General features: G+C 66.8%; 14 protein-coding genes and 1 tRNA gene. 8 read left to right on the forward strand and 7 right to left on the reverse strand.

Going from position 1 to position 14,535, the window contains the following annotated elements:
* Window positions 1-300: 300 nt before the first annotated feature.
* From ACSFBF_RS08820 to ACSFBF_RS08845, 6 genes are read left to right on the forward strand one after another with little or no spacing between them, the layout of a single operon-like run.
* Entirely contained in the window at window positions 301-855 is a 555-nt protein-coding gene (locus ACSFBF_RS08820) for a GspH/FimT family pseudopilin (protein WP_435466062.1), read from the forward strand.
* Entirely contained in the window at window positions 852-1,424 is a 573-nt protein-coding gene (pilV, locus tag ACSFBF_RS08825) for a type IV pilus modification protein PilV (protein ID WP_435466064.1), read from the forward strand. The genes ACSFBF_RS08820 and pilV overlap by 4 nt, the downstream gene beginning before the upstream one ends.
* On the forward strand, window positions 1,421-2,188 hold the full coding sequence (locus tag ACSFBF_RS08830; protein ID WP_435466066.1) for a PilW family protein: 768 nt from the start codon (window positions 1,421-1,423) through the stop codon (window positions 2,186-2,188). Before pilV ends, ACSFBF_RS08830 begins: the two co-directional genes overlap by 4 nt.
* Before the next feature lie 2 nt (window positions 2,189-2,190).
* Window positions 2,191-2,793 (forward strand): pilus assembly PilX family protein, encoded by a 603-nt coding sequence (locus ACSFBF_RS08835; protein WP_435467386.1) that lies wholly within the window; start codon window positions 2,191-2,193, stop codon window positions 2,791-2,793.
* A gap of 12 nt (window positions 2,794-2,805) precedes the next feature.
* Window positions 2,806-6,231 (forward strand): PilC/PilY family type IV pilus protein, encoded by a 3,426-nt coding sequence (locus tag ACSFBF_RS08840; protein ID WP_435466068.1) that lies wholly within the window; start codon window positions 2,806-2,808, stop codon window positions 6,229-6,231.
* Window positions 6,232-6,236: 5 nt separating this feature from the next.
* Window positions 6,237-6,686: a type IV pilin protein gene (locus ACSFBF_RS08845; RefSeq protein WP_435466070.1), complete on the forward strand. Its 450-nt coding sequence runs from the start codon at window positions 6,237-6,239 to the stop codon at window positions 6,684-6,686.
* A 27-nt stretch (window positions 6,687-6,713) separates the two neighbouring features.
* On the opposite strand, the gene ACSFBF_RS08850 is transcribed toward ACSFBF_RS08845, so the two are convergent.
* The 6 genes from ACSFBF_RS08850 to ACSFBF_RS08875 form a co-directional block, all read right to left on the reverse strand.
* On the reverse strand, window positions 6,714-7,190 hold the full coding sequence (locus ACSFBF_RS08850) for a copper chaperone PCu(A)C (RefSeq protein WP_435466072.1): 477 nt from the start codon (window positions 7,188-7,190) through the stop codon (window positions 6,714-6,716).
* Between the two features lie 33 nt (window positions 7,191-7,223).
* Window positions 7,224-7,841 carry an SCO family protein gene (locus ACSFBF_RS08855; RefSeq protein ID WP_435466074.1) on the reverse strand — a complete coding sequence of 206 codons (618 nt, stop codon included), beginning with the start codon at window positions 7,839-7,841 and terminating at the stop codon, window positions 7,224-7,226.
* Window positions 7,842-7,962: 121 nt separating this feature from the next.
* On the reverse strand, window positions 7,963-8,367 hold the full coding sequence (locus tag ACSFBF_RS08860; protein WP_435466075.1) for a DUF2946 family protein: 405 nt from the start codon (window positions 8,365-8,367) through the stop codon (window positions 7,963-7,965).
* Between the two features lie 9 nt (window positions 8,368-8,376).
* Window positions 8,377-9,816, reverse strand: coding sequence for an NHL repeat-containing protein (locus ACSFBF_RS08865; RefSeq protein WP_435466077.1), 1,440 nt, complete (start codon window positions 9,814-9,816; stop codon window positions 8,377-8,379).
* Between the two features lie 182 nt (window positions 9,817-9,998).
* Window positions 9,999-10,075 (reverse strand) — tRNA-Met (locus ACSFBF_RS08870).
* A 54-nt stretch (window positions 10,076-10,129) separates the two neighbouring features.
* Window positions 10,130-11,620 carry a VWA domain-containing protein gene (locus ACSFBF_RS08875; protein WP_435466079.1) on the reverse strand — a complete coding sequence of 497 codons (1,491 nt, stop codon included), beginning with the start codon at window positions 11,618-11,620 and terminating at the stop codon, window positions 10,130-10,132.
* 136 nt (window positions 11,621-11,756) lie between these two features.
* Here ACSFBF_RS08875 and ACSFBF_RS08880 point away from each other — a divergent pair, with 136 nt between their 5' ends.
* Both ACSFBF_RS08880 and ACSFBF_RS08885 read left to right on the forward strand, forming a co-directional pair.
* Complete coding sequence (locus ACSFBF_RS08880) at window positions 11,757-12,422, forward strand: sigma-70 family RNA polymerase sigma factor (RefSeq protein WP_435466081.1); 666 nt, start codon at window positions 11,757-11,759, stop codon at window positions 12,420-12,422.
* Window positions 12,419-13,648, forward strand: a complete 1,230-nt coding sequence (locus tag ACSFBF_RS08885; RefSeq protein WP_435466083.1) for a hypothetical protein — start codon at window positions 12,419-12,421, stop codon at window positions 13,646-13,648. Before ACSFBF_RS08880 ends, ACSFBF_RS08885 begins: the two co-directional genes overlap by 4 nt.
* Before the next feature lie 9 nt (window positions 13,649-13,657).
* Here ACSFBF_RS08885 and ACSFBF_RS08890 read toward each other — a convergent pair whose 3' ends face one another.
* The gene (locus tag ACSFBF_RS08890) at window positions 13,658-14,437 is read right to left on the reverse strand and encodes an enoyl-CoA hydratase (protein ID WP_093078457.1); all 780 of its coding nucleotides are present in this window, start codon (window positions 14,435-14,437) and stop codon (window positions 13,658-13,660) included.
* Window positions 14,438-14,535 lie beyond the last annotated feature (98 nt).

Consider the following 14,535-nt stretch of genomic DNA (forward strand, 5'->3'; position numbering starts at 1 on the left):
AACAATTCTTGTAGGACGGCCGGTGGAGCGCCATCACCGAAACAGGGTATTTCCTCTGGCTAGGTTCTGGGGTTTCAGGAATGGCTGCGTTGGCGGGGCCGCCAACTCCTGGGCAGTCTGCGCGTAGGCGAATCTTTTCTTGTTGGCAAAACCGTTGGACCGGCGTGCGTAGCCGTTCGTCGGCAAAACCTTCCACCCGGTCAGTGGTTCGTCAGAGCGATTGGAAACAATTGTTACGTCTGATTGAGATCCCGCACCGCCCGTCCTGGCGCCTGCGGAGCCCACGCAAGCGGATGGTCCATGAATTTGTCGCATCGCCAGCAGACCGGTTTCACGCTCATCGAGTTGATGGTTGTGATCGCGCTCGTCGCCATCCTGACCATGCTCGCCACGCCTTCGTTCGTCAGCCTGATCCAGAGCAATCGCGTGAGCGCGGAGGTGAACGCTTTCACCGGTGACCTGGAGTTTGCGCGCTCCGAAGCGATCAAGCAGGGCGTGCCGGTGAGTGTGTGCGCCTCGTCGAACGGCACGAGCTGCCTCGGGGCGAATACCTGGCAGAGCGGGTGGATCGTGTTCTCCGATCTGGACGGCTCGGGCACGGTGACCACCGGCGACATCGTGTTGCGCAAGCGACCGGCCTGGTCAGGCGGCGACACATTTTCCGCGGCACCTTCGATCACCGCGGTGACCTTCAGCCGCGATGGCTTCGCCAACCTGCCGGTGGCGAGCCCCACCGCGTCGATCCTGCTGGCACTGCGCACGGAACCGGTGAACGCGGCGGCCACGCGCTGCGTATCCATCAACAGGGTGGGACATGAGACGGTGCTGCAAGGCGGCAAGGGAGCATGCGCATGAAGACCGCGACCTTGCACCGCACCTCGGGCTCACTGGGCTCATCGGGCTTCTCGCTGCTGGAAGTTCTGGTGGCGCTGGTGATCGTGTCGCTCGGGCTCATCGGGCTGTCGAAGATGCAGGCCGCGGCGTTGTCGAACACGCAGAACTCGCGTGCGCGCGCGCTGATTGCGCTGCAGGCCTCCAGCCTTGCGGAAGCCATGCACGGCAACCGCGGCTTCTGGGCAGCAGGCACCGCGCCGGCCAGCGTGAGCGCCACGGGCACCACGGTGACGGACGCCTCGGGCATCCTGAGCGCGACGGTCGATTGCAGTCCTGCGGCCACTGCGACCTGCACGCCCGCGCAACTGGCGGCCTACGACCTGCAGACATGGATGGCCGGCATGAATGCGCGCTTTCCTTCGTACGCGGCAACCATCCAGTGCACCACGGCCATCGGTACGCCGATCAGCTGCGTGATCAACCTGAACTGGTCCGAGAAGTACATCGCGGTCAACCGCACGACGGCCGCCGCGCTCGGCGCCGCGCAGACCGCCTCGACCCTGCAATACAGCCTCTACGTCGAACCATGAACCGCCACACGCTTTCCCCGATGAAGCGCTCGCGCCGCCAGGACCGCGAGCACGCCCAACGCGGCCTCGGGCTGGTCGAACTGATGGTCGCGCTTCTCATCGGCCTGTTCCTGCTGGCCGGGCTGGGCGCGTTGTTCCTGAACATGAAGCAGGCCTTCACCTCGCAGGACCAGCTGTCGCAATTGCAGGACAACGAGCGGCTGGTGCTCACGGTGCTGACAACCACGGTGCAGGCCGCGGGCTACTACCCCGACCCGCTGGTGAACACACCCGCCACCGACCTGCCGGCAGCGACAGGGGCCGGCTATGGCAGCTTCGCGGCGGGGCAAGGCGTGGTGGGGCTGACCGGCAGTTCGGGTGCGAGCGACACCATTACTTCACGCTACGTCACGGCCAGCGGCGACGGCCTGATGGATTGCCTGGGCAACGTGAACCCGGCCGCCTCGGGCGCCAACAAGCTGGTGATGAACACCTTCACGGTCAGTGCGGCCAACGAACTGCTGTGTTCCACCGACGGAGGCACGACGACCACGCCGCTGGTCGGCGGCGTGACCTCGCTCAAGGTTCTCTATGCCACCGACACCGCGGGCGACGGCACCGCGCTGCAGTACCTCGACGCCGCCGCCGTGACCTCGCATTCATGGTGGCCGCAGGTGCGCACGGCACGCATCACCGTCACGCTGGCCAACCCCTTCGCCGCCCAGCCGGGCCAGCCCGCCAGCGTCGCCTGGACGCAGGTCGTCAACCTGATGAACAAGACATGAGCATGCTCGCGCGCACGCCGCTTTCTTTTTCGCCATTCGCTGCGTCGTTGCCGCTCGCTCGCTCGCGCGAGCGGGGCTTCGTGCTGATCGTGGCGATGCTGTTTCTCATCGTACTGACGGTGCTCTCCGTCAGCATGTTCCGCAGCTTCAACCTGCAGGAGCGCATTGCCGGCAACACGCGCGAGAAAGAGCGTGCGGTGGAAGCCGCGCAAAGCGCACTGCAGTACGGCGAGTGGTGGCTGAGTCAGGGCAACGGCAGCACGGGCACGGCCTGCTCGGGCGTGCTCAACGCCAACACGCTGGCGCAGATGCAGGTGTGTTCGAACATGCTGGCCAAGCCCGCCACCTTGCCCTGGTCGGCGCGTGCCGACTACCTGCCACCCAACATGACGGTGGCCGCGGGCGGCGGCGTCGCGGCCAGCGGCGACATCAACTACAACGCCAAGCCGGGTCTGAGCATCGGTTACCTCGGGCTGTCTCCGGACGGCAAGTCGCTGCTCTACCAGGTCTCGGCTTTCGGGTACGGCGGCAGCACCACTGCGGCGGCCGTGGTGCAGAGCACCTACCAGGTCACTGGCGGCAACAAGCCGCTCGACCAACCTTGAGGGAAGACGGGCATGAAACGTTCGCGGAAATTCCTGGGCGCGCTGCTGTGCGTGCTCGCCGGTGCGCCCTGGGTGGCGCATGCGCAGCTGATCATCAGCGACACGCTCACGGGCACGTCGTCGTCCTATGACTGGAAGGCGCTCAACGGTGCCTGCCTCACGGCAGGCAACGACACCGGGTCCATTCCGGCGTGTATCGGCAAATTGACCTATTACACAGGCAAGAATTCGTTGCTCGTGGGCGGCACCACGGGGCGCCTGCCCGACGCCGTGGGTTCCGGCGCGCTGCGCCTGACCAACGGCGACACCACGAAGGGCGGTTCGAATGGCGACAACCAGACCGGTGCGGTGGTGTCGAACTTCACCTTCCCGACCAACGAAGGCCTGCAGGTGACCTTCACCACCGTCACCTACGGCGGCGACGGCGACAACGGCACTGGTGCCGATGGCATCAGCTTCTTCCTGGCGGACGGCTCGAAAGACCCTTCGGTCGGTGGCCTCGGCGGCAGCCTGGGCTACAGCTGTTCCAACGTGAACAGCCAGTACGAGGGCGTGGTGGGTGGCTACCTCGGCATCGGCATCGACGAGTACGGCAACTTTTCCAACCCCGGCGACAACACGAGCACGGGGCCGGGCTTCAAGGCGGGCCGCATCAGCGCGCGAGGCGCGGGCGACATCACCTGGGCATCGCTGCATGCGCTCGACCCGACACACTATCCGTCGGCGCTCACTGGTGACCAGCAGATCGCCGCGGTCAAGGCCACGTGCAAGTCCGGCAAGGTGATGGACTACAGCATCACCACCACCACGACCTGCAACAGGAAGGGAGCGAATTGCACGACCACCACCACGGGGCCCAGCGGCAACGCCACCTCGACCTCGCTGCTCGACTACCCCCTGCTGCTCAACGGCACCGCGTACAGCGACCTGCCCTCGGGCGTCTCCATCTCCAACCAGCAGGGCGTGAACAAGCCGCTGCGTGGCAGTGCGACGCCGATCACCTACGGCCTGCAGGTCACGCAGGACGGCCTGCTGAGCCTGTCGTACAGCGTCAATGGCGGCGCCTCGCAGACGGTGATCAGCAAGCAGTCGATCACGGCTTCGAACGGGCCGTTGCCCTCGTCGTTCCGCTTCGGCTTTTCAGCCGGTACCGGCGGCTCGAGCAACGTGCACGAGATCACCTGCTTCAAGGCGGCACCAGTCAACCAGTCGAGCAGCTCGGCGGGCACCAACGTGCAGCAGTCGGCGCGCGTGGAGGCTGGCACGCAGGTGTACCTGGCCTACTACCACCCCACCAACTCATGGGGGGAAATGACCGCACAGGATCTGGTGAGCGACCCGACCACGGGCATCGTCTCGATCAACCCGATCGCGAACTGGGATGCCAGCTGCGTGCTGACTGGCGGCACCTGCCAGGCCACCAAGGGCACCAACACGGCACAGACGCCGGGCAGCCGGGCCATGCTGAGCTGGAACGGAACGGCAGGCATTCCATTTCAATGGACCAACCTGACCACCGCGCAGCAGACCGCCCTGAGCGCGGGCGATGCGAGCCAGTCGGACATCCGGCTGCGCTATCTGCGCGGCGACCGGAGCAACGAGCTGGCCAGCACCGGCGGCACGTTGCGCACGCGCACCGGGGTGCTCGGTGACATCATCGATTCGAGCCCGACCTGGGTCGGCCCGCCGTCGCTGCCGTACACGGGACCGTGGAGCGATGTGCTGCACCCCTCCGCCACCGCGCCCGAAACCGCGGGCAGCTATGCGGCCTTTGCCGGTTCGAGCGGTGCCACCGCGCAGGGCGGCCGCCAGAACGTGGTGTACATCGGCGCCAACGACGGTTTCTTGCACGGCTTTCGCAGCGGCACCTACGACGCGAGCAGCAACTTCGTGAACGCCACGAACGACGGCAACGAGGTGCTGGCGTACATGCCGGCGGCGATCATGAAGATGATCCACTCCACCACGCCGGCGCTGGACTTCAGCTCGACGCAGTATTCGCACAACCTCTACACCGACGCCACGCCCGGCACTGGCGACCTGTACTACAACGGCGCATGGCACACGTGGCTGGTGGGCGGCACCGGCCCCGGGGGCAGCGCCACGGGCCCGATCGGTGACAAGACGACGGTAGGCGGCGGCGTGATCTACGCGCTGGACGTGACCGACCCGACGCAGTTTTCCGAGAGCAACGCGAACTCGCTGGTGCGCGGCGAATGGACCTCGGGCACGGGCACGGGTGCCATCACCTGCGTGGGCAACGCGACCTGCGGCAACAACCTGGGCAGCACCTACGGCACGCCGATCATCCGGCGCCTGCACAACGGCCAGTGGGCCGCGCTGTTCGGCAACGGATTGAACAGCAGCACCGGCACGGCGGGCCTGTTCGCGATGCTGGTCGATCCGGCCACTGGAGCCACCAGCTTCCGCTTCATCGACACCGGCGCTGGGCCCACCAAGAGCGGCACCACCATCACCGCGCGCAACGGCATTGCATACGTTGCGTCGGCCGACCTCGACGGCGACCACGTGACCGACTACGCGTATGCCGGCGATGCGCTGGGCAATGTATGGCGCTTCGACCTGACCAGCTCCGACCCGGCGTTGTGGACGGCTTCGTCAGCGCCCATCTTCAAGACCGCCGCCGGCCAGCCGATCACCACGCGGGTGACTGTGTCGTCGGTGCAGGGCATCGGCCCCTCCGGGCAGTCCGGTGTGGTCGTGAGCTTCGGCACGGGCCAGCAGTTTCCGCAGACGCAGACCAGCTCCGCCAGCTATGCGCCCGGTGCGCAGGCCCTGTACGGCGTGTGGGACTGGAACATGAGCGCGTGGAACGCGAAGGGCGGGGCGTCGGCCCAGTACGCTTCGCTCGCCGCGCCGCAGACCGTCGACACCACCACGCTGCAGACGCAGAGCATCACGGCCACCGCGCCGGGCAGCGGCTCCATCTCGGGCTACCGCACGCTCAGCACCAACAAGGTCTGCTGGAAAGGCTCGAGCAGTTGCAAGGGCGGCGCCAGCGCCAACACGCAGTTCGGCTGGACGCTGCCGCTGCCCGCCACCGGCAACGAGCAGGTGATCTACAACCCGACCACGGCCTACGGCATGTTCCTGGTGAACACCACCATTCCCGCAGTGTCTCAGGCGTTGACCTGCGACACGCAGCCGGCGGCGGGCTACACGATGGCCGTGTCACTGGACAGCGGCGGTGCGCCCAACGCGTCGTTCTTCGGAGACCAGAACGGCAACTTCGTCGCGTACAACGGCGGCGTCGTGAGCGGCATCGGCCTGAGCGCGACTGGTACGCCTTCGATCGTCACGGCGAACAAGTGGCCTTACCTCGTGCAGCAGACCACAGGCGGCACAGGCGTCGTCACCAAGATCAATCCGGCGGCCAACGGCAAGGGCGGCCGGCTCACGTGGGTCCAGCTGCGCTGATCGTCATGAAAAGAATCCAACCCCTCCGAGGCAGCCAGCGCGCCGGTGCCGGCTTCACACTGATCGAAGTGATGATCGTGGTGGCCATCGTGGCGATCCTGGCTGCCATTGCATACCCGTCGTACCTGAAGCAGGTACAGAAGTCGCGCCGCACGGATGCCAAGACCGCGCTGCTGGACCTGGCGACGCGCGAAGAGCGCTTCTTCACCATGAACAACGCCTACGCCGGTACGGCGGCCAACCTCGGCTACGGCGGCACCTTTCCGATCGACGTGCTGACGAGCGGTACGGCGTTCTACCAACTCAAGGTGACAGCGTCTTCCGCGACGGCATTCACCGCTACCGCCACGCCGGTGGGCGTGCAAGCCAGCGACACCTTGTGCGGCACGTACACCGTCGACCAACTGGGTACGCAGAGCAATAGCGGAACAGGGACCGCCTCCGACTGTTGGTGACGGCATCGCTCCGGTGTGCGTCGTCGTTCAGTGCTTGTGGCCGCCATGCCCCGCAGGCTGTGCTGAAGCATTCAGCGCCCGCACCGGCGCCTTCACCTCGACCGATTCGCGCTTGCCGTCCTTGCCCTCGAACACCAGCGTGAGCGGCACGGTGTCGCCTTCCTTCACCTGCTGCTTGAGGTCGAGCAGCATCACGTGATAGCCGCCGGGCTTGAGCTCGACGGTCTTGCCCGCGGGCAGGTCGAGCGCGGGAATCTGGCGCATGCGCATCACGTTGTCCTGCATGGCCATTTCGTGGACTTCGACCACGGGCGTGACGGGCGAGCTGGCCGAGACCAGCTTCGTATCTTTCGCGGCGCTGAGCTGCATGAACGCGCCGGTGGCCTTCTGTTGCGGCACGGTGGCGCGCACCCATGCGTCCTTGACGGTGACCTGGGCGTGGGCTTGCGCGGCGAGCAACGCGGCGGTGGCGATGAGGAGGGTGCGTGCGATGGTTTTCTTCATGAATGAAATCTCCTGAGGTTGAAACGATGGAAGTCAGGCGGATGCGGTTTGGAGGATCTGGCGGAGGTCTTGCGCGCATTCTTCCGCGCTCTGCTCGTGGCGCAGCACGAGGCGGATCTTTCCCTTCGGGTCGAACACGTAGCTGAAGGCCGAGTGGTCCATGGTGTACGACGAACCCGTGGGCACCTTCTTGTAGAACACCTTGAAGTCTTTCGCGGTCTCGCTGGTTCGCTGCATGTCGCCGTAGAGGCCGATGAAGCTGGGGTCGAAGGCCTGCGTGTAGGCCTTGAGCACGACTGGCGAATCGCGCTCGGGGTCGACGGTGACGAAGATCACCTGAAGGCGCTCGCCGTCGGCACCGAGCAGTCGCTTGATTTCTGCCGCGCGCACGAGTGCTGTGGGGCACACGTCGGGGCACTGGGTGAAGCCGAAGAACATCATCACGGCCTTGCCCTTGTAGTCGGCCAGCGTGCGTTCATGGCCGTCCGCGTCGGTCAAGCGGAAGTCCTGCGCGTATTGGGCGCCGGTGATGTCGATGCCGTTGAAGCTGGCGGGGAGCACCTTGTCGCAGCCCGCGAGGGTCGTGAGCGTGGCGAGGCTGCCGGCGGACAGCAACAGGAATCGCCTTGTTGGATGGGGTGTGTGGATCATTGAAAAAGCTCTCTGCGGCACCGATGCGGGCGCCGACGGATTCATTGCAGGAATGCACGCGACGAGTAAGCCTCGCCTGGAGGCCGCATGCATCACGCGCGCAAGAACTGAAGAAGAAGCGTCAGGAGAGCGAAGGAGGCCCGCGTGCCGGCAAGGGCGCTGCGGTGACCGCGGCGATGTGCGCGGACGGAATCGGCTGGACTGCACGGGCCAGCGGCATGAGCACGGGCAGCTCGACGGTGGGCGTCGTCTCGGGTGGAGCGCCGTTGAGCACGCACAGCGGGCAGTCCATGTGGCCCGCGCCCATCTCTTGTGCGCCGTCGTCGGTGTGCACTATGGCTTTCACCGAGCCGGCGTTCGAGCAGACCAGCTCCACGGTCTGCGGATGCACGACTGGAGAAGCGATGGCCACGCCGAGTGACAGCGCGAACCACAGCAGCACCCAGCGGATCAGGCCCACGCCCGGACGCCGCAAGCCCGCGCGGGCGGCGGACCGGTTCGGTGTGGCGAGGGAAGGCGCGGGCATCGGCGCGGATTATCGGCCAGCCACAGGTGTGATTTTGCGAACCTTGTAGTTCCAATAGTCGGCCACGTAGACATTGCCGCTGACGTCCACGGCCACGCCGCGGGGTGTGTGGAACGACGCGTCAGGGCCAGGGCCGTCGGCCGATCCCATTGCTCCGGAGCCCGCCAGCGTCGAGACAACGCCCGCCGGGGTGATCTTGCGGATCAGGTTGTTTCCCTCGTTGGGCGACAAGACATTGCCGCCGTCGGCCACATAGACATTGCCGCTGGCGTCCACGGCCACGCCCTGGGGACGGTTGAACGACGCGGCGACGCCGATGCCGTTGGCCGACCCCGCGGCTCCGGAGCCCGCCAGCGTGGAGACAATGCCCGCCGGGGTGATCTTGCGGATCATGTTGTTGTTGCTGTCGGCCACATAGACATTGCCGCTGGTGTCCACGGCCACGCCTGTGGGATATCTGAACGATGCGGTGCTGGCGGGGCCGTTGGCCGAGCCGTAGTTTCCGGAACCCGCGAATGTCGTGACAACGGCCGCTGGGGTGATCTTGCGGATCAGGCTGCTGTACTGGTCAGCCACATAGATATTGCCGCTGGCGTCCACGGCAAAGCCTGTGGCACCGTTGAACCCCGCGGCGGTGCCGGTGCCGTTTACCCAGTCTGGATTTCCGCCCGCGAACGTCGAGACAACGCCCGCTGGCGTGATCTTGCGGACCTTGTTGTCGTCGCCCACATAAACATTGCCGCTGGCGTTGTCCACGGCTATGGCTGAGGGACCGAAGAACGACGCGATGGCGGCGGGGCCGTCGGCCATGCCTGCGGCTCCGGAGCCCGCCAGCGTCGAGACAACGCCCGCCGGGGTGATCTTGCGGATCAGCTTGTTGACGTCGTCGGCCACATAGACATTGCCGCTGACGTCCACGGTCAAGGCTGCGGGACGGTTGAACGACGCTGCAGTGCCGGTGCCGTTGTTCGAGCCCGGGGCGTCGGAGCCCGCCAGTGTCGAGACCTGGGGCTGTGGCGTCGAACATGCCACCGTCACGCCGGTCACTTCGCCCACCGCCGTGCCGCTGCCGTTGCTTACCGCGCAGGTCTGGGCTGGCCCGGACGGCTGGGTCTTCACGCTGACGACATAGCTGGCACCGCTGGCCACAGGCACCGGAAAGCTGAACCCGCCATTGGCGTTCACGGCCAGGTCGTCGCTCGCGTTGTTCTGCAGGACCAGACCCGTGCCGGCCAGGCCAGAGACGCTACCGCCGATGGCGTAGGTCGTTGCGGGTGAAGGAGACGAGACCGAGACGGGAAGGCTCGGAACGAAACCCTCGCCGCTGCCCGAGCCACCGCCACAGGAAGCCAGAGCGGCCAGCAGGCCCGTCAGGACAACCCCGCGAGCCAGGCGGCGAAAGCCAACAGACCGTGAACGAGCAAAGAAAGTCGACTGGCTCGATCGCATGGCTGATGCCTCGTAAATCGATCGGAGTCTAGAAAATTCGACACCCCGGAACAATTACAGCAATAGCAAACAATCACGGATGCCGATGCACTCCCATGGCATCAAGGCGCAATGAAAAAAGCCCTAAGTAGTTGATTTACTTAGGGCTTTTTGACTTGAGCGGACAACCGCAAAAGTAGTGTTGGTGGCTCTTCACGGACTCGAACCGCGGACCTGTGGATTATGATTCCATCGCTCTAACCGACTGAGCTAAAGAGCCGTCAGTGCTGATTTGCACCGAGCCCAAAATTATAGCCCAGGCTGAGGGCCCAGTTCAACCACCTGCGGGCAACTTGCCCAATTCCTCGGAAACGAGCCGCACGATCAGCTTGTCCAGCGTCTGCACCGAGTAGTTGCCGACGTCGTGCACGGTCTGCGTTCCCGGGCCGCTCGCGGGGTTCATCGCCTCTTTGTAGGTCAGGAACACGAAGCGCCCGCTGGTGTATTGCGCGATCTGGCGCTGGATGTATTCGCCCTGCTTGTCGAGCCCCGACGCCCCCACGCTGAACACCTTGATGCCCTTGCCCAGCGCGGCGACCATGTCGTCGTCGTATTGCGGGCCGCCGTAGTCGAGGTGGGGCGGGGCGTCGGCCAGCAGCACCACGAGGCGGGTGGTGCCGTTGCCGCGCCAGCTGAGCTTGTGGACGGTTTCGTTCAGGGCCTCGTTCATCGCCTCGGGGTAGTCGCCGCCGCCCGCGGCGCGCAGCGCATCGAGCACGCCCTGGAAGGCGTTCAAGTCATTGGTGAAATTGTGGCGGCGCACGATGAAATCGTCGGTGCGGTCGCGGTACGCCACCAGGCCGAAGCAGGTGTCCGGGCGGCTCGGCAGCCTTGCTACCTGGTCGGCGATGGTGCGCAGCGTGGTCTTGAGCTTCGCGATCTCGTCGTCCATCGAGCCGGTGGCGTCGATCAGGAAGACCAGGTCGAGCCCGGCGCGCGCGGGCACAGCGCCGGGCCTGCCGTCGAGCACGACATCGACGGCGTTCTTCTGGCCGCGCTGCAGGAAGGCGGTGCTCTGGCGGCCGTTCTTGCGCACGGTGACTTCGTACACCGCGCTCTGTGCCTTGTCGAAGGCGTTCGGATGCAGCCAGGCGCGCCCGCCCGCGTCGGTGCGGGCCCACATGGCGGCGCCGTTCGCGGCCTGCACGGCCACTTCGGCATCGGGCACGACCGTGCCGCGTGCATCGCGCACCTGGAGCAGATAGCGCGCGCCGATGTCGCGCTCGCGGTGGACGACCTGGGTACGGCCGCGGAAGGCCAGGTATTCGCTGAAGTCGGCGTTGTCGTCGACCATGCCGGCGGTGACGGGCTCGTTGGCGGGGCGCGGAGCCTGGGCCGGTGGCTGGAGGCCGCCGCTCACGCGCGGCGCGGCGGGTGCGGCAGCTTCCGCGATGGCGCTGGCAAGGGGCTCGGCGGCGGGTGCCGGCATTGATTTAGCAGCCGAGACCGACGGCGAGCCGGGCCGGCGCAGGCTGTAGTCCTTCATCGCGTCGGCGCCCGCGGGCTCGCGCCGGGCTTCGGAAACGCGCGCCATGCCCGGCGTCTCGTAGGTCTGGACTGGCCTCGCGCAATGCGTGGCCGACGGCGCCTCGAAGTTCGGCACCGTCTGCGCCACCTGCAAGCGGCTGTCGGGCGCGGGCGTGGGCCAGCGCGTGGCGCCGGCAACGGCAGGGGGCTCGGTGGCGCCACAGGCGGTCAGGAGCAGTTGGGCGCAAAGCAGCACGACGAGCGGGCGGCGAAACCGGGGAACGAAAGCTTGGGTCATGAAAGCACTCCGGGTTGTTGGGTGCAGGCTGATACGGCCGGCCACCGCCAGCGGGGTTGAGCCTCGTCGACTTTTTTTGCCGCCCCGAACCCCGGCGCGGTCCGCCGCCCGTACAAGCTGGGGTGAAAATCCTTAGATGTCCGCGCTTCCTCGCGCCCCTTCCGCCAAGAACGCCCCCGAGCGCCAGGCCATGCCCGACGACCAGTTGATGCTGGCCTACGCGCAGGGTGACGCCGCCGCGTTCGACGTGCTCTACGCGCGCCACGAAGGCGGACTGTTCCGCTTCGTCAAACGGCTGCTGGGCGCGCGGCTCGTGGCGCAGGCCGACGAGGTGTTCCAGGACACTTGGGTGCGGATCATCTCGGCGCGCGACAGCTTCTCGCCGCAGGGCGCGACGTGGCGCACCTGGGCCTTCACCATCGCGCACAACCTGGCGATGGACCGGTTGCGCGTGAGCGGGCGCGAAGTGACGCTAGATGCGCACTCAGACGATGACAGCGAACCCATGCCCACGCTCGACCGCGGCGTGCGTGGCGCAGTCGATGCGGCGGCGCATCCGTCGGCCGAAGAGCTGGCGTTCTGGCGTGCCGCGGGCCGTCGACTGCTGGCCTGCCTTGACGAACTGCCGGCCGATCAGCGTGCCGCGTTCCTGCTGCACCATGAAGACGGCCTGACCGTCGAGGCGTTGGCCGCGAGCCTGGAGATCGGTTTCGAGACTGTGCGCAGCCGGCTGCGCTACGGCTTGCAAAAACTGCGCGGCTGCATGGAGCGCTATCTGTCGGTGCTGGAGCAACGGGCATGAGCGGCAACAACACCGAATTCGACGACGACAACGGCGGCGATCTACGCGACCCGGCGTTGCGCCGCGCGCTGGACCACGCACCCGACAGCGAGGCCAGGCCCGATCCGCGCACGCGCGACGCGATCCTGAAGATGGCGCACAACTTGGCTCCCGCGTCGGTGGTCGCGCGCCCTGCCGCCAACAGCACGAGCGCTGCGCCGTGGTGGCGACGCCTCTTCGGCGGCGGCGGAGAGCCGCGTGCGCGCATGCCGTGGAACGCGGCTTTCGCGACGGTGCTGGTGGCTGGTTTCGTGGCGGTGCTGTGGCATCGCGAGCCTGTGCCCGATGCGCGGCTCGATGGCGAAGCGCGCGTGGGCGGGGCGACTGCGCAAGCGCCGGCTCCAGTGGCGCCGCCTGCACCGGCTCCGGCGCAATCGTCCGCGGAGGCTGCGCCTCCAGCGGAAGCGCCGGCAGCAGCCGCGGCACCGCCACCAGTCGTTGCGCAAGCGCCTGCAGCGCCCGCCGCCGAGCAACGCGCGAAGGCTCCGCGCGATTCTTCTTCCATCAAGAAGGAGAAGGCCGCCGATGCGGCGAGCGCAGATGCTCTCCAGCGTGCTGCGCCGAAGCCATCTCTCAAGCAGGCGGCCCCTGCGTCCGTTGCGCCCGCCGAGCCGGTCGCACCTTCGACGCCGCCTGCCATCGTGGCCGAGCAATCCGCACCCGCACCCGTCTTGCGCGATGAACGCCGCGAAGCTCGCGTGGAAAACGAACGGCGAAGCGCCTTTGCAGCAGCAGCTCCCGCGCCGGCAGCGCCACCGCCACCAGCCGCCGCGCCCGCGAACCAGGACAGCGCCGAACTTTCCGGCGGACTGAGTTCGACCGCGCCGGGCGCTGCCGCCAAGGCCATAACAAGGCCTCGGAGCGCGGCAACGTCCTTCTCCGCGCTGGAGCGATGGACGTCCTTCAACTTCACGCGTTCAGGCTCCAGCGTGCGCCACGAGCGCGGCGACATCGAAGGCCTGCCGGCTCTCGTGAGCACCGTGGCGCGTTCGGCCACGGCGCCCGATGAACCGCTGGCCGCACCGGTCGAGGCGCGGCTCGAGCTGTATCGGGGCAATGCGCTGGTCGCCGTGCTGGAAATCGCCGGCGGCCAGGTGCGCTGGACATCGCAGCCCGGCGGCGCAGCACTGGTCGGCACGCCACCGGCCCAGGCGCTCGACGCGCTGCGTTCTCTGCTGACGCGCTGATCGGATCGATCAGGCGTTCTTGAAATCCGGCGCGCGCTTGTTGAGGAAGGCGTCCATGCCTTCCTTCTGGTCGACCGTGGCGAACAGCGCGTGGAACAGACGGCGCTCGAACATCACGCCGTCGCTCAGGCCGCTTTCGAAGGCGCGGTTGACCGATTCCTTCGCCGCCATCACCGATATCTGCGAGTAGCCGCAGATGATCAGCGCCGCGCCCAGCGCCTCGTCGGCGAGCTTTTCGAAGGGCACCACGCGGCTCACGAGGCCGGCGCGCTCGGCTTCGGCCGCGTCCATCATGCGGGCCGTGAGCACCATGTCCATGGCCTTGCTCTTGCCCACTGCGCGCGGCAGGCGCTGCGTGCCGCCGGCACCGGGGATCACGCCGATCTTGATTTCGGGCTGGCCGAACTTCGCGTTGTCGGCCGCGATGATGAAGTCGCACATCATCGCCAGCTCGCAGCCGCCGCCCAGCGCGAAGCCGGCCACGGCGCCGATCACGGGCTTGCGGATCGAGCGGATGGTTTCCCAGTTGCGCGTGATGTAGTCGCCCTTGTAGGTGTCGATGAAGCTGTACTTGGCCATCGCGGCGATGTCGGCGCCGGCCGCGAAGGCGCGTTCGCTGCCCGTGAGGATGATGCAGCCGATGGCGTCGTCCGCATCGAAGGCCTTGAGGGCCTGGCCCAGTTCGGTCATGAGCGCGTCGTTCAACGCATTCAGGGCCTTCGGGCGGTTGAGGGTGATGATGCCGACCTTGCCTGCTTCGGTCCGCACTTCGATGTTTTCGTAGCTCATGGTGTCTCCGGGGGGAACGGGGGAAGAGGGGGAAAAACGCGCTTCACTATACCCAGCATGGCCGGCGCGGGTGGCGGGGCATTGCGAGTTCCCATAGA

The sequence above is a fragment of the Variovorax nivicola genome, assembly GCF_051216475.1.
Lineage (GTDB): Bacteria > Pseudomonadota > Gammaproteobacteria > Burkholderiales > Burkholderiaceae_C > Variovorax.